The 18,644-nt window shown below is 61.8% G+C and carries 18 protein-coding genes; 10 read left to right on the forward strand and 8 right to left on the reverse strand.

What is annotated here, in order from left to right:
- Nucleotides 1-21: 21 nt before the first annotated feature.
- From rbfA to dut, 9 genes are all read left to right on the forward strand, one after another.
- Nucleotides 22-378: a 30S ribosome-binding factor RbfA gene (gene rbfA / locus F560_RS0100875; protein ID WP_019003805.1), complete on the forward strand. Its 357-nt coding sequence runs from the start codon at nucleotides 22-24 to the stop codon at nucleotides 376-378.
- Nucleotides 375-1,364, forward strand: a complete 990-nt coding sequence (locus F560_RS0100880; protein WP_019003806.1) for a DHH family phosphoesterase — start codon at nucleotides 375-377, stop codon at nucleotides 1,362-1,364. The genes rbfA and F560_RS0100880 overlap by 4 nt, the downstream gene beginning before the upstream one ends.
- Nucleotides 1,361-2,311, forward strand: a complete 951-nt coding sequence (gene truB, locus F560_RS0100885) for a tRNA pseudouridine(55) synthase TruB (RefSeq protein WP_019003807.1) — start codon at nucleotides 1,361-1,363, stop codon at nucleotides 2,309-2,311. Before F560_RS0100880 ends, truB begins: the two co-directional genes overlap by 4 nt.
- Before the next feature lie 24 nt (nucleotides 2,312-2,335).
- Complete coding sequence (locus tag F560_RS0100890) at nucleotides 2,336-3,298, forward strand: bifunctional riboflavin kinase/FAD synthetase (RefSeq protein WP_019003808.1); 963 nt, start codon at nucleotides 2,336-2,338, stop codon at nucleotides 3,296-3,298.
- Between the two features lie 192 nt (nucleotides 3,299-3,490).
- On the forward strand, nucleotides 3,491-3,760 hold the full coding sequence (gene rpsO, locus F560_RS0100895; RefSeq protein WP_019003809.1) for a 30S ribosomal protein S15: 270 nt from the start codon (nucleotides 3,491-3,493) through the stop codon (nucleotides 3,758-3,760).
- Between the two features lie 231 nt (nucleotides 3,761-3,991).
- A complete protein-coding gene (gene pnp / locus F560_RS0100900) occupies nucleotides 3,992-6,094 on the forward strand; it encodes a polyribonucleotide nucleotidyltransferase (protein WP_083931902.1) in 2,103 nt (700 codons plus the stop codon).
- A gap of 194 nt (nucleotides 6,095-6,288) precedes the next feature.
- Nucleotides 6,289-7,296 carry a polysaccharide deacetylase family protein gene (locus tag F560_RS0100905; RefSeq protein ID WP_019003811.1) on the forward strand — a complete coding sequence of 336 codons (1,008 nt, stop codon included), beginning with the start codon at nucleotides 6,289-6,291 and terminating at the stop codon, nucleotides 7,294-7,296.
- 89 nt (nucleotides 7,297-7,385) lie between these two features.
- Nucleotides 7,386-8,666 (forward strand): M16 family metallopeptidase, encoded by a 1,281-nt coding sequence (locus tag F560_RS0100910; RefSeq protein WP_019003812.1) that lies wholly within the window; start codon nucleotides 7,386-7,388, stop codon nucleotides 8,664-8,666.
- Nucleotides 8,629-9,072, forward strand: coding sequence for a dUTP diphosphatase (gene dut / locus F560_RS0100915; protein WP_026298028.1), 444 nt, complete (start codon nucleotides 8,629-8,631; stop codon nucleotides 9,070-9,072). The genes F560_RS0100910 and dut overlap by 38 nt, the downstream gene beginning before the upstream one ends.
- An 89-nt stretch (nucleotides 9,073-9,161) precedes the next feature.
- On the opposite strand, the gene mtnB is transcribed toward dut, so the two are convergent.
- From mtnB to F560_RS0100950, 7 genes are all read right to left on the reverse strand, one after another.
- Nucleotides 9,162-9,818, reverse strand: a complete 657-nt coding sequence (gene mtnB / locus F560_RS0100920; protein ID WP_019003814.1) for a methylthioribulose 1-phosphate dehydratase — start codon at nucleotides 9,816-9,818, stop codon at nucleotides 9,162-9,164.
- A complete protein-coding gene (locus F560_RS0100925; RefSeq protein WP_019003815.1) occupies nucleotides 9,815-10,498 on the reverse strand; it encodes a 2-hydroxy-3-keto-5-methylthiopentenyl-1-phosphate phosphatase in 684 nt (227 codons plus the stop codon). Before F560_RS0100925 ends, mtnB begins: the two co-directional genes overlap by 4 nt.
- Nucleotides 10,495-11,727 (reverse strand): 2,3-diketo-5-methylthiopentyl-1-phosphate enolase, encoded by a 1,233-nt coding sequence (locus F560_RS0100930; protein ID WP_019003816.1) that lies wholly within the window; start codon nucleotides 11,725-11,727, stop codon nucleotides 10,495-10,497. Before F560_RS0100930 ends, F560_RS0100925 begins: the two co-directional genes overlap by 4 nt.
- A 34-nt stretch (nucleotides 11,728-11,761) precedes the next feature.
- Entirely contained in the window at nucleotides 11,762-12,640 is an 879-nt protein-coding gene (gene proC, locus F560_RS0100935; protein WP_019003817.1) for a pyrroline-5-carboxylate reductase, read from the reverse strand.
- Nucleotides 12,641-12,667: 27 nt separating this feature from the next.
- A complete protein-coding gene (locus F560_RS0100940; RefSeq protein ID WP_019003818.1) occupies nucleotides 12,668-13,915 on the reverse strand; it encodes a glutamate-5-semialdehyde dehydrogenase in 1,248 nt (415 codons plus the stop codon).
- A gap of 28 nt (nucleotides 13,916-13,943) precedes the next feature.
- Nucleotides 13,944-15,059: a glutamate 5-kinase gene (proB, locus tag F560_RS0100945; protein WP_019003819.1), complete on the reverse strand. Its 1,116-nt coding sequence runs from the start codon at nucleotides 15,057-15,059 to the stop codon at nucleotides 13,944-13,946.
- Nucleotides 15,060-15,474: 415 nt separating this feature from the next.
- Nucleotides 15,475-16,653 (reverse strand): pyridoxal phosphate-dependent aminotransferase, encoded by a 1,179-nt coding sequence (locus tag F560_RS0100950; protein ID WP_019003820.1) that lies wholly within the window; start codon nucleotides 16,651-16,653, stop codon nucleotides 15,475-15,477.
- 174 nt (nucleotides 16,654-16,827) lie between these two features.
- Here F560_RS0100950 and F560_RS0100955 point away from each other — a divergent pair, with 174 nt between their 5' ends.
- Nucleotides 16,828-17,646 (forward strand): carbon-nitrogen family hydrolase, encoded by an 819-nt coding sequence (locus F560_RS0100955; protein ID WP_019003821.1) that lies wholly within the window; start codon nucleotides 16,828-16,830, stop codon nucleotides 17,644-17,646.
- A 67-nt stretch (nucleotides 17,647-17,713) separates the two neighbouring features.
- On the opposite strand, the gene F560_RS0100960 is transcribed toward F560_RS0100955, so the two are convergent.
- Complete coding sequence (locus F560_RS0100960; RefSeq protein ID WP_019003822.1) at nucleotides 17,714-18,634, reverse strand: LysR family transcriptional regulator; 921 nt, start codon at nucleotides 18,632-18,634, stop codon at nucleotides 17,714-17,716.
- Between the last annotated feature and the right edge of the window lie 10 nt (nucleotides 18,635-18,644).

The following is an 18,644-nucleotide window of genomic DNA, read 5'->3' on the forward strand; positions in this document are numbered from 1 at the left end:
GACAGAATGGGGTGAATATGCATGGCCAAATTCCGAGTCGGACGCGTCGGCGAAGAAATCAAAAAAGAAATCAGTACCTTGATTCAAATGGAACTGAAGGATCCGCGCATCGGATTCATTACCGTGACCGGGGTGGATGTGACGAACGATTTGTCCTTGGCCCGGATTTATTTAAGCATTCTCGGCAACGAGGAGCAGAAGGAAGCGTCGCTGAACGCGCTCGGCAAAGCGAAGGGCTTCCTCCGCAGCGAGCTCGGGCGGAGGATCCGCCTTCGGCACACGCCCGAAATCGAGTTCCGCTTCGACCATTCGATCGAATACGGCAGCCGCATCGAAGCGCTGCTGCAGAAGATTAACCGGGAGAGCGGGGACGAATGAGGCGGCCGGAACAATGGGAAGCGGCCGCGCGGTTTCTGCGCGAGCGGGACGATTTTCTCGTCGTCTCGCACGTCCAGCCGGACGGGGACGCGATCAGCTCGACGGTCGCCGTCGGCTGGCTGCTGAACCGCCTGGGCAAGTCGTTCACGCTGTATAACGAGGGTCCGCTTCCTTCGCGGCTGTCTTATCTTTGGGGCTTCTCCGACATCGTCACCGCCGCAAGCGGCGGGCCCATGCGGCCGTTCAAGCACGTGATCGCCGTCGACTGCGCGGATTTCGACCGTGTCGGCGCCGCGCGGCAATGGTTTGCGGAGGACGCGGAGCTGCTCAACATCGATCACCATCCGACCAACGACGGCTTCGGAACGGTTCAACTGCTCGATTTTGAAGCCGCCGCGACGGCGGAAATCTTGTTTGGGCTGCTGAAGACGTTGGGAGCGGAGCTTGACGCCGACATCGCGAACGCCGTCTACACCGGGCTGATGACCGATACGGGAGGCTTCCGCTACGCCAATACGACGCCGCGGGTGATGGCGATCGCCTCCGAGCTGCTTGCCGCCGGGGCGGACGGTCCGGGACTGGCGGAACGGCTGCTCGAGCGGATGACGATGGGCCAGATCCAGATGACCAAGCGGGCGCTGTCCAGGCTGTCCTTCAGCGACGACGGACGAATCGGCTGGCTGTGGGTCACCTCCGAGGATCTGCGCGAAACCGGCGCCACGAACGAGGATTTGGAGGGGCTGGTCAATTATCCGCGCAACATCGAAGGCGTCGAGGTGGGGCTGCTCTTCAAGCAGATGGGAAGCGATGCGGTGAAGGTCAGCCTGCGCTCGGCCGGCAATGTCAACGTCGCTTCGGTCGCGCAGCAATTCGGCGGGGGAGGCCATGTCCGCGCTTCCGGCTGCCGGATCGCGTCGGCGCTGCCGGAGGCGATCGAACGGGTGGTCGGCGCCGTAAGAGCGGCTTTGGAGGCGGGACCGACATGAACGGAAACTCAGCCTTGGAAGGCGTGCTCGGCGTTTGGAAGCCGGCCGGCTGGACGTCCCACGATGTGGTCGCCAAGGCCAGGCGCCTGATCGGCGTCCGCCGCATCGGCCACACGGGGACGCTGGATCCGGCCGTGACGGGCGTGCTTCCGATCTGCATCGGCCGGGCGACGCGTCTGGTGGAATATTTGCAGGAGACGCCGAAAGCCTACGAAGCGACCCTCCGCTTCGGCATCGCGACCGATACGGAGGATGCGGGCGGGCAAGTCGTCGAACGGATGGAAGTCCATCATCTGACGGAAGAGGAGATCGCGCGCGCTATCGGCTCGTTTGTCGGCGATATCGAGCAGATCCCGCCGATGGTATCCGCCGTGAAGGTGGGGGGCAAACGGCTTTACGAGCTTGCCCGCCAAGGCGTGACGGTCGAACGCAAGCCCAGAACCGTCACGATCCACAGCATCGACGTGCTGCAGATGAACGCGGCGGGCCCGCATCCGGAAGTCCGCTTTTCCGTCCGCTGCTCCAAGGGAACGTACATCCGCACGCTGTGCGTGGACATCGGCCGGAAGCTCGGGGTGCCGGCCGTGATGGCCGACCTGAAGCGGGTGGAGAGCGCCGGCCTTACGGAGGCCGATTGCCTGACGCTCGAACAAATCGGCGAGCTCAAGCAGCAAGGCAAACTGGCGGACAAGCTGGTTCCGGCGGACCGGCTGCTCGGGTTCATTCCGCACGCGGCGGCGCCGGCCGCCGAATCGGCGCGCGCGTTGCAGGGACGGGCCATTCCGAAAAAAGCGCTGAACCCGGAGCCGAAGCAGCCGGGCTTATGGCGGCTGTACCGCGAGGACGGCGTTTTTCTCGGGTTGTTCGAGGCCGATATCGGCCGAGGCGAGCTTCGTCCCGTCAAGGTGTTTCATCCTTCGGACGGAGACGGGCGGACGGACCGGTAGTCGGAAAAGGCAGGAGGACAGCAAGTGGAACGTTTCGACATTTCTTTTTCGTCTTTGGCGCAATCTTTCAATATTCCGGAACATGCGGCCAAGCCGGAAGGCGCGGCGCTGGCGATCGGCTTTTTCGACGGCGTTCATCTCGGCCATTCCGAAGTGATCAAGACGGCTGTCCGGCTGGCCGGGCAGCAAGGGCAGCGCGCGGCGGTGCTGACCTTCGATCCGCATCCCCGCGTCGTTTTGGGAAAGGATGCGTACCACACGACGCTGACGCCGCTGGAACGAAAGCTGGAGCGGTTTGCCGAGCTGGGCATCGAAGTGGCCTACGTCGTGTCGTTCGACATCGGCTTCTCGCAGGTTTCGGCGGAGCAGTTCGTCAAGCGGCTGCTGGCGCCGCTTCGCGTCCGGTCCGTCGTTGTCGGGTTCGACTTCCGGTTCGGCCACCGCGGGCAGGGCGACCCTTCCTCGCTGCGCGAATATGCCGGCGGAGCGATCGACGTCAGGGTGATCGAGCCCGTCTATTTGGACGGGATGAAGGTGAGCAGCACCCGCATTCGCGATCTGCTGGCCCAAGGAGATTGCGAGCAGGCGGCGCTGTTGCTCGGACGCCCGTACGAAGTGGCCGGAACGGTCATTCACGGCCAGGCCCGCGGCCGGCTGATCGGCTTTCCGACGGCCAACCTGTCGGCGGAGGAGCGGTACGTCATTCCCCGTCACGGCGTTTACGCGATTACGGCCGTCCGCGGAGCCGAAACGTACGGCGGCGTCATCAATGTCGGCGTCCGGCCGACCGTCGACGAGCCGGGCGGAGAAACGAAGCTGGAGGCGCATCTGTTCGATTTCGACGGGGATCTGTATGGAAGCCGGCTGACGGTGCGGTTCCACAAATACATCCGCCCGGAGCGAAAATTCGCGTCCCTCGACGAGCTTGCCGCCCAGATCAAGCAGGACGCGGCGGATGCGCGCGCGATTTTGGCCCGGCTGCCGTAAGCGGTTCGGCCGATCAAATTTGAATGCCGGCATTGTATCCCGCAATCTTCGTATGGTATACTAATACGTGTTGCGCACACCGTTTGCGCGGCTGCGGCACAAGCTGCCGCACATTGGGAACCTTGGCTTGGCCGTTCGCTCTCACCGGCGACCGCTAGGCCAACGGCGATTCGAACAAGGAGGTGAACGAGGATGGCACTGACGCAAGAACGCAAACAAGAACTGATCGAGCAATTCAAGACGCACCCGACGGACACCGGCAGCCCGGAGGTCCAAATTGCTATCCTGACGGAGAACATCAATAACTTGACGGAGCACTTCCGGGAGCACAAGAAGGATCATCACTCCCGCCGCGGTCTGCTCAAGATGGTCGGCCAACGCCGCAAGCTGCTGGCCTACCTGAAGAAGAAGGATGTTAACCGCTACAGCGAACTGATCGCAAAGCTCGGCCTGCGCCGCTAATTTTGCGATAACGCAAGAAGCAACCTGTCGTGTCGCACGGGAACGATCCCGACGGGCACCGGGTTGCTTTTTCGTTGACGATAGAGGGCCCGCTTTTAGGCTCCCCGGCGGCAAAGCGCATCCGCGCGATGGGCGGGACCGGACTTTTTTGTGCGGTTCTAAGATGGTTTCGGCAGGAGATACTGGAAAGTGTGTCGAAAATACATACGTCCGATTAGAGGAGGGATATGCTTGGAACATCGTGTTGAAATGCTGCTGGCCGGCCGTCCGCTCGTTTTGGAAACCGGGCGCCTGGCCAAGCAAGCGAACGGCGCCGTTTTCGTCCGTTACGGCGAAACGGTCGTCCTGTCTACGGTTACGGCATCGTCCGAACCGAAAGATCTCGATTTTTTCCCGTTGACGGTCAACTATGAAGAACGGCTTTACGCCGTCGGCAAAATTCCGGGAGGCTTTATCAAGCGGGAAGGGCGCCCGAGCGAAAAGGCGATTTTGGCGAGCCGTCTGACGGACCGCCCGATTCGGCCGCTGTTTCCGGAAGGCTTCCGCAACGACGTGCAAATCGTCAATCTCGTCATGAGCGTCGACCAGGACTGCTCGCCGGAAATCGCCGCGATGATCGGCACATCGGCGGCGCTGTCCATTTCGAACGTTCCGTTCAACGGACCGATCGGCGGCGTGATCGTCGGCAGGGTGGACGGAGAATTCGTCATCAATCCGACGGTCGCCCAGGAAGAAAAAAGCGATATGTACGTTGTCGTCGCGGGCACGCGGGATGCGATCATGATGGTCGAGGCGGAAGCCGACGAAGTGCCGGAAGCGGATATGCTCGAAGCGATCATGTTCGGTCACGAGGAAATCAAGCGGATCGTCGATACGATCGAGCAGTTGCAAGCGGTAGCCGGCCAGCCGAAGATGGAAGTGGTTCTGCACACGGTCGATCCGGCCGTAGAAGCCGAAGTCAACGCTTACGCGAAGGAACGTCTCGTCGAGGCGGTGCGCATTCCGGAGAAGCATGCGCGGCAGGAAGCGATCGACGCAATCAACGCCGAGACGGTCGAGCATTTCGAAACCGTCTATGCGGAAACCCCCGAGAAGCTTTCCGATGTCAAAGAAGTGCTCTACAATATCGTGAAAAAAGAAGTCCGCCGGCTCATTACGCATGAAAAGATCCGTCCGGACGGCCGCAAGCTGAACGAAATCCGCCCGATTTCCGGCGAAGTGGGCATCTTGCCGCGCACGCACGGCTCCGGGCTGTTTACGCGCGGCCAAACGCAAGCGCTCAGCGTCTGCACGCTCGGACCGCTCGGCGACGTGCAAATTCTCGACGGCATCGACCTGGAAGAGTCGAAGCGGTTTATGCACCATTACAACTTCCCGCCGTTCTCGGTCGGGGAAGCCCGTCCGCTGCGGGCGCCGGGCAGACGCGAAATCGGCCACGGCGCGCTGGGCGAACGCGCGCTGCTGAAGGTGATCCCGGACGAATCCGAGTTTCCGTATACGATCCGCCTCGTCTCCGAGGTGCTGGAATCGAACGGCTCCACGTCGCAGGCCAGCATTTGCGCCAGCACGCTGGCGATGATGGATGCGGGCGTGCCGATCAAGGCTCCGGTCGCGGGCGTCGCCATGGGGCTGATCAAGGACGGCGACCAATTCTCGATTTTGACCGATATCCAGGGAATGGAAGACCATCTGGGCGACATGGACTTCAAAGTGGCGGGAACCGCCAAAGGCGTCACGGCGATTCAAATGGACATCAAGATCGACGGCATCGACCGCCCCATCCTGACGCAGGCGCTCGAGCAGGCGAAGGAAGGCCGCTTGTTCATTCTCGGCAAGATGCTGGAAATCATCGACAAGCCGCGCAAAGAGCTGAGCCCTTACGCGCCGAAGATCGTCACGATGAAGATTCATCCGGACAAAATCCGCGACGTCATCGGTTCCGGCGGCAAGATCATCAACAAGATCATCGAAGATACCGGCGTCAAGATCGACATCGAGCAGGACGGCACCGTGTACATCGCTTCCGCCGATACCGCCGCGAACGAGAAAGCGCGCCAAATCATCGAAGGCATCGTGCGGGAGGTCGTCGTCGGGGAAGTCTACACCGGTACGGTCAAGCGCATCGAAAAATTCGGCGCCTTCGTTGAAATTTTGCCGGGCAAGGACGGACTGGTTCACATTTCCCAGCTTGCGAACGAGCGGGTCGCGAAGGTGGAGGACGTCGTGTCGATCGGCGACCGCATCGACGTGAAGGTGACGGAAATCGATTCGATGGGACGCATCAACCTGTCGCGCAAAGTGCTGCTGAACGCGCAAAAAGTGCCGGCCAAATGATCCAACTCCATATTGCTGAAAAGAGACCGATCCTGTCAGTCTCTTTTTTCATGTCCGGGAAGCGGAAGCCGCTTTGAAGAGCCTTGTACATAAACGGGACGAAAAGGGCATAGGATGGAGGCGAGGCGACTCGCTGCCGCGCACGGGTTGTCCGGAACGAACGCCGCTGGCGTGCACACGAGGAGGGATGACCGATGCGAACGACGTCGCCGTTTCGCCTGGCGGCGATGCTGGCATGTCTGGCCGCCGTTCTCGCCGCCGGGCGCTACAGCCCGATCGGCGATTATGTACAAGCCGTGAAAAACGAGCGTTCCGCCTCCATCGCCTTTGATGAGTTCGGGGCGTCCGATCAGCGGCAGCTGGAGGAATGGATTCGGACCGAAGCTTCAAAGCTCCGCGAGCCGCCGGTGGATGCGGTCATCGACCGGGTGTGGAAAGCGATCCCCGGTTACAACGGGCGCGAAGTCGATATCGGCGCCACGATTGCCCAGGCGAAGGCGATGGGGTTAAAGCCCGGCGGCAATCCGCAGGACTTTCCCTGGGTATTCCGCGAAGTGGCGCCCGCCGTTCAGCTCGACGAGCTTGAGCCGGCGCCGGTATACCGCGGCAATCCGAACAAACCGATGGTCGGGCTAATGATCAACGTTGCTTGGGGCGACGAATATTTGCCGTCGATTTTGAACACGCTGCGGGACGAAAAAACGAAAGCGACCTTTTTTTTCGACGGGTCCTGGCTCAGCAAGCATCTCGAAACGGCGAAGGGCATCGTCAAAGAGGGCCACGAGGCTTCCAATCACGCGTATACCCACCCGAAAATGAGCGCGCTTGGCGAAGCGCGCCAGCGCAGCGAAATCGCCAGGACCGAGGCGCTGCTCAAGGACAGGCTCGGCGTGAAAAACAAATGGTTTGCGCCGCCGTCCGGCGATTACAACGGGCTGACCGTCCGGGTCGCTTCCGAGCTTGGGCTGAGAACGGTGCTGTGGACGTTGGATACGATCGACTGGAAAAGCCCTCCGCCGGACAGCGTCGTCGCCAAGGTGGCCGCCAGGGCGGAGCCCGGCACGCTTATCCTGATGCACCCGACCGCGACGACGGAGCAGGCGCTTAAGGGCATCATCCGCGCCGTTCGGGCCAAAGGGCTGGAACCCGGGACCGTCTCGGATACGCTGTCTTCCGCCAGAGCGGAGCGCCGGAAGCCTTAAAGAGGATAGGCGCTTGCCGGCTGGCCGGCGGTTGAGACGCGTGTCGATATTTGATATAGTGTTACTACTGATCTATAGGGGGAGAATGGGTGAACAAATATCAGCTGAAAAACGGTCTGCGCGTCATGATCGAATCGATTCCGACCAGCCGTTCCGTCGCTTTCGGAATATGGGTCAGAACCGGTTCCCGCAACGAGACGCCGGACAACAACGGGATCTCCCATTTTATCGAACATATGCTGTTCAAAGGCACGGACCGGCATTCCGCCCGGGAGATCGCGGATCTGTTCGACGGGATCGGAGGCAATGTCAACGCCTTTACTTCGAAGGAGTATACGTGCTATTACGCCAAGGTGCTCGACCAGCATTTGCCGATCGCGGTCGACGTGCTGGCGGATATGTTTTTCGAATCGAAGTTCGCGGACGACGAGCTTGCCAAGGAGAAAAACGTCATTCTCGAGGAAATCTCGATGTACGAGGATACGCCGGACGATACGGTGCACGACCTGGCGTCGCGCGCGTCCTTCGGCGATCATCCGCTTGCCTACTCAATTTTGGGAACGGCCGAACGGCTGAACGCGATGGGGGCGGCCGACCTTCGCCGCTATATGGCCGAGCGCTACCGGGTCGAGAACACGGTGATCAGCCTGGCCGGCAACGTCGGGGAAGAAGTGCTGGAGCTTCTGGAGAAGCATTTCGGACATTTTGCCGTGAGGGGCGAAGACCCGGTGCTGCAGGCGCCGGTTTTCCGTTCCGACGCGCTGTTCCACAAGAAGAAGACGGAGCAAAATCACCTGTGCCTGTCGTTTCCCGGCTGCGCCATCGACGATCCGAAGCTTTACGCCATGATTTTGCTCAACAATACGATCGGCGGCGGGATGAGCTCCAGGCTGTTCCAGGAAATCCGGGAGAAACGCGGACTCGCCTACTCGGTCTATTCCTATCATACCTCTTATTCGGACAGCGGCTTGCTGACCGTCTATGCGGGGACCGCGCCCAAGCAGACGAAGGACGTCTACGACTTGACGATGGAGATCCTGCAGGAATTGAAGGACAAGGGACTGACCGAAGCCGAGGTGGCCCGGGGGAAAGAGCAGCTTAAAGGCAATTTGATTTTGAGTCTGGAAAGCACCAGCAGCCTGATGAACCGGATCGGCAAAAACGAGCTGATGCTGGGGAAATATTTCACGCTCGATGAAATGCTGGAAAAAATCGATGCGGTGACGATGGAAGACGTCAACGGCATGCTGCGGAAAATCATGGCCCAACCTTGTTCGATCGCATTGGTCGGTGGGCAGGAGAAGGCGCTCGCAGGAATCGGGAGGGAGTTTGTTGTATCCAATACAGTTGAAACGGTTGCCGGGGAATGAAGATATCCCCTTGCCGCAAAAAATGTCCGAATGGGCGGCGGGATTCGATCTTCACGCGGCCGTAGCGGAGCCGGTCACGCTGGCGCCCGGAGAGCGGGCGCTGATTCCGACCGGCTTCGCCATGGCGATGCCGCGCGAGCTGGAGGCGCAAATCCGCCCCCGCAGCGGCCTTGCCTATAAGCACGGCATCACGTGCCTCAATTCGCCCGGCACGATCGACGCCGATTACCGCGGCGAGGTAAAGGTGCTGCTGATCAATCACGGCCGGGAGCCGTTTACGATCCGCCGCGGCGAGCGGATCGCGCAGATGGTGTTTCAAGTCGTTCCGCAGGTTAGGATCGAAGAGGTGGCCGAACTGTCCGAAACGGTCCGCGGGGAAGGCGGATTCGGCCATACCGGCACCTGATCCCGTCAGCGAATCCGCATGAAAAAATGGGCAGGACCCAAAGCGTTTGCGCGTCTTTGGGCCCTGCCCTTTATTTTTTTGCCGCAGGATTAACGACCGCGCACGAGCTGCAGCCGATACACGTACTCGAACAGAAACTCGAACGCCTCGAGATGCTTCTTCGCCTCGAAGGCGTCGCGGCCCCAGGCGTAAATGCCGTGCTTGCGCAGCAAAATGCCCGGAATCCGCGGATTAAGCCGCTCGGTAACTTCCGGCACGATGCGCGGGATGTCGGCGAAGTTGGAGACGATCGGGACGTCGATGACCGCTTCCTCGTCCCAAATATTGAACGCCTTGATCAGTTCGACGCCTTCGACCGGCACGGCGCGGCGCTCCCAGAACAGCTCGGAGACCAGGTTGTTGTAGACGGAATGGATATGGAAAATGGCGCCCGCGCCGGTCAACCGGTAAATTTCGCAGTGGATCAGCGTTTCCGCGGACGGCTTGAGCCGGGTCGGCTCGCAGGGCTTGCCCGTCTGGTCGACGATCAGGAAGTCCTCCGGCGTCGAAGCGGCCTTGTCTTTGCCGCTGGACGTGACGGCGAACGTAAATTGATCGGGCGCGTAGTCCCCGATGCGCATGGACAGGTTGCCGCTTGTGCCCGGGAACCAGCCGCGGGCCGCGAAATCGGCCTTCACGGCGGCCAGCTCGCGGAAGACGCGCTGCTTGTCCTCCAAGTAAATCGGCTGCTTGGATGCTTCGCTCATGGTTTCCATTCTCCTTGTTCCAATTTGGCTACAATATCGTGAAACGTCTCAAACGGGATGTGCGCCAGGCCCAGCTCGCGGCATTTTTCCGTCAAGTGCGAGCGTGAGAAGACCAGGTCGGCAAGCCGCGCGCCGGGAAAATCCGTCACGCTGTCGCCGATCAGGATGCGGCGGTACCGCTCTTTGGGATAACGGCGGATGATCGTCGTCTTGCACATGCCGCAGCCGCCGTAATTGTCGCATTCATGGTCGCACGGGTAGGGCCAGGTAATGCGGATCCGCTCGCCGCTGAAGTCGCTGCCGTTGCAGAAGATGTGGTCGCGCGGAATGTCGAACGGCGCGAGCAGCGGATAGACGAAGAAGTCGATGCCGCCGCTGGTGACGAAAAATTCGACGCCGTTGCGCTTGCACCAGTCGAGCAGCTCGGGAAAGCCGGGGCGGATGGCCGCTTGCTCGAGCACGAATCGCGTAATTTCTTCCCGCATCGAGGAGGGCAGCAGGGCGAACAGCTCGCCGACTCCTTGGCGCACGGTTTTCCGTTCGTCGACGATATCCCGGACGATCGGCTCCCATCCCGGCGGGTCGAAATGCTTCATAATGGCGACGATGTTGTCGCTCATGGTGATGGTGCCGTCAAAATCGCAAAAGAGGACGGGAGGACGATGGCCCCATTCGCTCATGCCTTGCGGACCCCCCAACGCTCGATCGCGATCTTCAGTTCTTCATGCTCCGCCGCGTACGTTTCCAGGTCGACGCCGGCGGATACCGCGTCGATGGCTTGACGGAACGCTCTGCCGCCGGCTGCGGCGCCTTGCGGATGGCCGTGAACGCCGCCGCCCGCGTTGACGACGACGTCCTGCCCGAAATCCCGGACGATCAGCGGCACCAGTCCCGGATGGATGCCGGCCGACGGCACCGGGAAGGCGGACTTCATCGGCAGAGCCGGGTCGACAAGCGCGGCCTGCACCGCCAGATTTTCCTCCTTCGGCATGACGACGGAGCCGTACGGGGACGGAAAGAGCGACAGATCGGCGCCTGCGATCCGCGTCAGCTTGCCGAGCAGCAGCGGGGCGGCAATGCCGTGATGCGGCGAAGGATAGAAGGCGCCGGCCATCGCGGGATGCGCGGCGATCGGCACGTTGATCGCGGGGTCGGCTGCGAGCTCGGCGAGCGCGTCGAAGCCGTAAGCGAGCACGTTGAAGAGCAGACCGTTCGCGCCGGCGTTGATCGCCTTTAGGGCGTTGGCGCGAAGCTGCGATGTCGGTCCCGTCAGGTTGGTGAAATAGATCAGCTTTTGGCCGGTAGTTTGTTCGGCTTCCCTGGCTGCTTCGATGCACGTTTCGACCCGGCGCTCGAGCGGGGTCAGCGGGTTTTCGAACAGAATTTCGTCGTCCTTGATCAGATCGACTCCGCCCAGCGCCTGCTGCAGAAACTGCTCGCGCAAATTCGCCAGATCATAGCCGATGACGGATTTGAAGATGCTCATCAGAAGCGGCCGGTCATGAACGCCGAGGGCGGCGCGCACGCCTTCGATGCCGAACTTCGGTCCGGGGAACGCCTCGAGGAACTTGTCCGACGGCGCGATATCGAGCAGCTTGATGCGGCCGTCCATCGACAGCTTGCCGAACACGGTCACCAGCAGCGCCGGAAGGTCGCGGCTGAAATTGATATCCGGATAGGCGATCGTAATGTCGGCGTAACGCTCGCCGGGCGCGGCGCCTTCCGGCTCGTGCGCCTTGATCGACACGACTTTGCCGAGGTGCTTTTCCATGTTCCGTTTGGTTACCTCCGGCAAGTCGGTCCAGCTGCCGACGGTAAGGCCAACGGCGATGCCTTCGGCTTTTTTGGCGAAATCGGCTTTGTCGTCAAACAGACGATAGGTAGCCGTCGTGTATGCGTTGTTGCTCATCACAACTCCCCGCTTTCTGGAAATCTTGGGTACGTCACATGCGCTTGAGCGCTTCGCTTGCAATCGCTTCGCCCAGCTCCGCGGCTCTCGCCGCGCAGCGGTCCATCGCCCGGCGGACGGTCTCGCCGAAGCCGAGCCGGTCCATCGTTTCGATCGCAGCGTGCGTCGTGCCGTTCGGCGACGTCACCTTGCGGCGCAGCTCGGAGGGCGCTTCTCCCGTGCGGTGCACCATTTCGGCGGCGCCGCGAACCGTCTGCACGGTGAGCGCGCGCGCCGTTTCCGGCGTAAGACCCTGCGCGACGCCCGCCGCAATCATCGCCTCCATCATGTAATAGATGTAGGCAGGGCCGCTGCCGGAGACGGCGGTGACCGCCTCCATCAGCTCCTCGCGGACGACCGCCGTCATGCCGACGGCCTCGAACATCGCCAGCGCCAGCTCGCGGCCGGCGTCGGTAACGGCAGCGGAAAAGCTGAGCCCGGTCGCGCCGAGGCCGATCGTACTCGACGTATTCGGCATCGTGCGGACGATAGGGTGGGGTCTGCCGAGCAGCTGCTCCATCGTGCGGATCGACAGGCCGGCGACGACCGAGATGAGGAGCTGATCGCCGCGAAGATGGGACTTCAGCTTAAGCAACGCTTCGGCGGCGTCTTTCGGCTTCATGCAGAGTACGATGACGTCGCTTTCCGCCAAAGCTTTCGCCTTTGCGTCTTCGCCGGCGGCCGGCACGACCCGGTACAGCCGGCGAAGCTCCTCCAGCCTTGCGGCGTTCTGGCGGTTCAGGACGACGATGCGGTCCGGGGATGCGGCGCCTGTCGCCGTCAATCCGCGGATAATGGCTTCAGCCATCGAACCGGCGCCGTAAAAACAGATGCCAACGTTCCCGAGAGGGGACGAATTCGTTTGGTTTGTCATGTTTTTTACACTCCTATCCAACGCCGGTTATTGGCGCACCTGGCCGCTGCCGGTCACTTTGTATTTCGTGGAGGTGAGCGCAGGCAGGCCCATCGGGCCGCGGGCGTGCAGCTTTTGCGTGCTGATGCCGATTTCGGCGCCGAAGCCGAATTCGAATCCGTCGGTGAAACGGGTGGAAGCATTATGGTAAACGGCGGCGGCGTCCACCTCCTGCAGGAACCGTTCGGCATGCTCTTTCGTTTCCGTCACGATGCACTCCGAGTGCTTCGTGCCGAACCGGCGGATATGGTCCAGCGCTTCGTCCAAAGTGTCGACGATTTTGACGTTGAGAATGTAATCGTTGTATTCCGTGGCGAAATCTTGCTCGGTGGCGGCGTTCGCCCACGGGACCAGCTTGCGGACGCGCTCGCAGCCCCGAAGCTCGACGCCGCTGTCGCGGAAGCGTTCGGCCAGAGCCGGCAAGCCGCGCTCGGCGAATTCGGCGTGCACGAGCAGCGTTTCCATCGAATTGCACACCGATGGGCGCTGGACTTTGGCGTTGAGCGCAATCGCTTCGGCCATCTCGGCGTTAGCGCTCGCGTCGATGTAAGTATGGCAAATGCCCGCGCCCGTCTCGATGACCGGCACGGTCGCGTTTTGCACGACGTTTTGGATGAGCGACGCGCCGCCGCGGGGGATGACGACGTCCAGCAAGCCGTTGAGCTTCAGCATCTCGTCGACGGAGGAGCGGTCCGTATCCTCGATCAACTGCAACGCGTCGGGAGGGACGTCCGTGCCGGCCAGCGCCTGTTTCAGCGTCTCCACGATGATCCGGTTGGAGGAAATGGCGGCCGAGCCTCCGCGCAGCACGACGGCGTTGCCCGTCTTCAGGCACAGGCCGGCGGCGTCGACCGTCACGTTGGGCCGTGACTCGTAAATCATGCCGATCACGCCGATCGGCACGCGGATTTTCTCGATATGCAGCCCGTTGGGCCGCTCGATCGTCTCCAGCACGTCGCCGACCGGGTCGGGCAGGGCCGCGACTTCGCGCAGCCCTTGCGCGATATCCGCAATCCGCTCCTTGGTCAGCTTCAGCCGATCGAGCATGGCGCTGGTGGTGCCGTTAGCGCGGCCGCGCTCCAAATCTTCGCCGTTCGCGGCGATAATGTCCGCCTCTCGCGCAATGAGCGCATCGGCCATGCGCAGCAGCGCGTCGTTTTTCTGCTTGGTGGTCAGCTTGTTGAGCACGGCCGCGGCTTCCCGGGCCAGCTTCGCTTTGGTTTTGACTTCACTCATGTCGTATCGCCTCCTAGCCATGAATTCCTTATTGCGATTGCTGCACGTAAGTTTCAACCCATTCGTCCCGGTGGATCACTTCGATGCGCGGCACGTCGACGCGCCGCTGCGCTTCCTTGCTGGACAGTCCGGCGACGGCGGTGAGCTGCCACGAGGCGTAGTTGGACACGCCGCGTCCGAGCGTCCGTCCGTTCGCGTTCGCGACCTCGACGACGTCCCCGGGGTGAAAGTCGCCTTCGGCGCGGATGACGCCGGCGGGGAGCAGGCTGCGCCCCTTGGTCAGCAGGGCCGCTTCGGCGCCTTCGTCCACGATCACGCGCCCTTGCGGAACGGACAGAAACCCGATCCACTGTTTTTTCGCGGGCAGCGAATGCAGGGAGCCGGCGAAGTAAGTGCCGCGTCCTTGGCCTGCGACCGCCGCGGCCAGATCGCCAGGCTCGGCAACCCGTCCGATGAAGGTCGACACGCCGCCCCCCATCGCGATGCGCGCCGCTTCGATTTTGGAGCGCATTCCCCCGGTGCCGACGGCAGAGCCGGCGCCTCCGGCGATTTTGTACAGTTCCTCGGAGATGACCTCGACTCGGTCGATGCGCTGCGCGTTCGGGTCCTTGCGCGGGTCCGCGGTGTAGAGCCCCTCGATGTCCGTCAATATATAAAGGCCGTTGGCTTTGACCAGGTTGGCGACCAGCGCGGAAAGGGAATCGTTTTCCCCGAATTTCAGCTCGTCGACCGCCACCGTGTCGTTTTCGTTGATGATCGGTATGACCCGCTGCCGGAGCAGCTCCTCGATGGTGCGATGCGCATGCTGGGAGCGGGAGCGGCTGGCGAAGTCGGGACGGGTGAGCAATATTTGCGCTGCGGTGATGCGGTGCGCCTCGAACGCCTCCTGGTACGCCCTCATGAGCAGCGCCTGTCCGACAGCCGCCGCCGCTTGCTTTTCGTGCATGAGCTTCGGACGGGAGGCGTAGCCGATCGGCTTGAAGCCGGCGGCAACCGCTCCCGAGGTGACGAGCAGCACTTCCGCGCCCGCCTTGTGAAGCGAAGCCAGTTCGTCGGCATAGAAGCGGACGCGGTCGCCGTTCAGCCCGCCTTCGCTCGACGCCAGCGAGCTGCTGCCGATCTTGACGACGATCCGTTGCGCCATGGGATACACAGTCCTTTCGTTGCATGTAGTAGCACAAATATCGCGATAATGACGCGAACGCGGTGGATCGGTGCCGCGCATGAAGAAAACAAAAAAACTTTCGCCCTGAAACAAAGGACGAAAGTTGCCTTCCGCGGTACCACCTTTATTGATGCCGAAAGCGCTGAAGCTTATCGCGTTTGCGGCATCCGCTTGGATTCCCCGTAACAGGGGGGACTGTCCGGCTCGTCGCCGGCCGCTCCGGGGTGGGGGAGGCGGAGGCAAGGCAAATTCTCGCAGCTTCCGAATTCGCTCTCTGGACATGCCTTTGTCCGCTTCGTTTCCCTTCATCGCGTTTTCCGATCCGCGCCGCTTTCTTAAGCGGCTCATATATAGTTTAAGCATAGCATGCGCGGCTTCGGTTGTAAAGGAACGGTCAGCGGAACAGACCCAGCCTTCCGATCCGCTCGGCCGCTTCGATCAGCCGCTCCTCGGGAGCCAGCAGCCCCAGCCGGACGTACCCTTCGCCATGCGAACCGAAGCCGACGCCGGGCGCGACGACGACATCGGCCTCTTCCAGGAGCAGGTCGGCGAAGGAGACGGACGTATAGCCTTCGGGAACCGGCAGCCAGCAGAAAAAGGAACCGGCCGGCTTGGGCGCGTGCCAGCCGATGTCGGCAAGCGCGCCGTACAGCGCGTTGCGCCTGCTCTCGTAGGTGCGCACAAGCGAGGCGACGCAGTCCTGCGGTCCGTTCAGCGCCGCCGCCGCGGCTTCCTGAATGCCGCCGAACAGGCTGCAGTAATAGTGGTCCTGAATGAGGTTGATCATTTCGATCACGTTGCGGTTGCCGAGAGCGAAGCCGACTCTCCAGCCGGCCATGTTGTACGTTTTGGACAGCGTGTAAAATTCGATGCCGACCTCTTTGGCTCCCGGCGTCTCAAGAAAGCTTACCGGCCGCTTACCGTCGAATCCGATCGCGCCGTAGGCGAAGTCGCTGGCGATCACGATGCCGTGCTTCTCCGCAAAACGAACCGTCTCCTCGTAGAAGGCCCGCGTCGCCGTGGCGGACGTCGGATTGTTCGGGTAGTTCAGAAACATCAGCTTGGCTTTCCTCAGCGCTTCCTCCGGTATCGCTTCGTAATCGGGCAGGAAGCCGTTTTGTTCCAGCAGCGGCATGAACGCCATGACGCCGCCCGCGAGAACGATGCCGGACCAGTAATCGGGATAACCGGGATCGGGGACGAGCGCGACGTCGCCGGGGTTGAGCAGGCACTGGCTGATCTCGATCAGCCCGGTTTTGCCCCCGAACAGCACCGCCACCTCCGTTTCGGGATCGAGCTCGACGCCGTAATCCTCCTTGTACCGGCGGGCGACGGCTTCCTTCAGAAAGGCGAAGCCGCGAAACGGCGGGTACTTATGATACAGCGGATTGTCGGCCGCCTGCTTGAGCGACTCGACGATATGGGGGGGCGTCGGCAAGTCGGGATTGCCCTGGCCGAAATTGAGCACGTCGCGGCCCGTAGCGGCGCGCGCGTTCGCCTTGGCGACAAGCGCGGCGAAAAATTGCTTCGGCAGCTCCTGAAGGCGCTGCGCCGGATGGATCGTTTTTGCCATGGGATTTCGTTCACACTCCAACCTGAATCAAACATGGATATGGCAACTGTAGCACATGGGAAGGAGTTAGGGCAATCGGAAAAGAGGGGATAACCCGGCTTGCCGCCGCGCTCGGAAATGCGTTACGATGGGGACGGGATTGCTAACGACGGTAGTTGAAGGAGATTTGAAGCCATGAGCAACCGACTGCGCCTTGCGCTTATTCAAATGCATATTGAAGCGGGGGTTCCCGACGCCAACTTCGAACGGCTGGAGCGCCTGCTTGAGGAAGCGGCGGCGGCTGCGCCGAAGCCGGATGTCATCCTTGTGCCGGAAATGTGGAATACCGGCTACGCGCTCGACCGGATCGGCGAGCTTGCCGATCCCGAAGGGGCGCGCACCCAAGCGTTCGTGTCCGGCTTTTGCCGCCGTCACGGCATCCATGTGATCGCCGGATCGATCGCCAATCTCCGCGCCGGCGGGCAGGAGAAGCCGGATCGCGTCACCAACACGCTGTACGTTTTTGACCGCGGCGGCCGGTTGACGGCGGAATACTCGAAAATCCATCTGTTTCAACTGATGGACGAACATCTGCATCTGCAAGCGGGCGACCGGATCGGACGCTTCTCATTGGAAGGAACGGATGCGGGCGCCATGATCTGCTACGACATCCGGTTTCCCGAGCTTGCCCGGAAGCTTGCGCTGGACGGCGCGAAGGTGCTGTTCGTTCCCGCCGAATGGCCGCATCCGCGGCTTCACCACTGGCGGACGCTGCTTCAGGCGCGGGCGATCGAAAACCAAATGTACGTCGTCGCGTGCAATCGCGTCGGCACGAGCGGGACGACCGCGTTTTTCGGCCACTCCATGGTCGTCGACCCGTGGGGCGAGATCGTGGCCGAAGCCGGCGAAGAGGAAACGATTCTGACGGCCGACATCGACCTTGCGCTGGTCGACGAAGTCAGAGGACGGATTCCGGTGTTCGCCGATCGCCGTCCCGCCCTTTACGAAGGGTAATCGCGCCCGTTCCGGTTGCGTCTGTTCCGAAGCGCCCGTTCCGACGTTCTTGTTCCGATGCGCCTGTTCAGGGATTTGCCCGTTTCTTGTCCAGCGAACGGCTGATCACGCTGCGAAAGGTCGCGATAAAGGCCTCCGCCGCATTCGACAAATAGCGGCCCTTGCGGTAAGCGATGACCAGCGTTCGCGTCGGCTCTCCCTGAAGCGGGACATAGACCGGGACGTGCTCCCGGCCCGAATTGCGGGCAACCATCTCCGGCACGAACGCGATGCCGAGCCCGGCGGCGACGAGCGACTGCACCGTCTCGATATTGCCGCTTTCGAAGGCGATGCGCGGGCTGAAGCCCGCGCTTTCGCACATGCGCAGCGAGATGTCGCGGAAGCCCTGGCCTTTTTTCAGAAGCACGAACGGTTCCTCGGCAAGCTCCTCCACAACCACCGGCCGGTCGCTTTTGCGGCCGGCCAGCCGGTGGTCGGGCGGAACGGCGAGCAAGATGCCTTCTTCTATTATGGGTTCGTACGTGAGCGCGTGCTCGGTCAGCGGAAGGGACAGCAGGCTGACGTCGGTGCCGCCGCTGGCGGTGAGCTGCTCAAGCTCGGTCGACGTTTCCTCGACGAGCGCGATCTCGATGTCCGGATAGGCGGCCCGAAAAGCCGGGATGACCAGCGGAAGGACATGCGTCCCGGTCATCGGCAGGCTGCCGATCACGATCCGTCCCTTGCGCAAATCGGCGATATCTTCCATCTCGCGGCGGAGCTGTTCCGTCATATCGAGGATCCGCTGCGCTTTTTCGACGAATACGGACCCCGCGTAGGTCAGTTCGACCGAGTTCGTGCTGCGCTTGAACAGCAGGACGCCGAGCTCTTTCTCCAGCTTGGACAATTGCTGGCTGAGCGAAGGCTGGGCAATATGCAGCTTTTCGGCGGCGCGGGAGAAGTTGCGCTCGGCGGCAATCTGGATCACGTATTGAAGCAGTCGGAATTCCACGCGAAAGCCT

The sequence above is a fragment of the Cohnella laeviribosi DSM 21336 genome (genome assembly GCF_000378425.1).
GTDB classification, from domain to species: Bacteria; Bacillota; Bacilli; order Paenibacillales; family Paenibacillaceae; genus Cohnella; species Cohnella laeviribosi.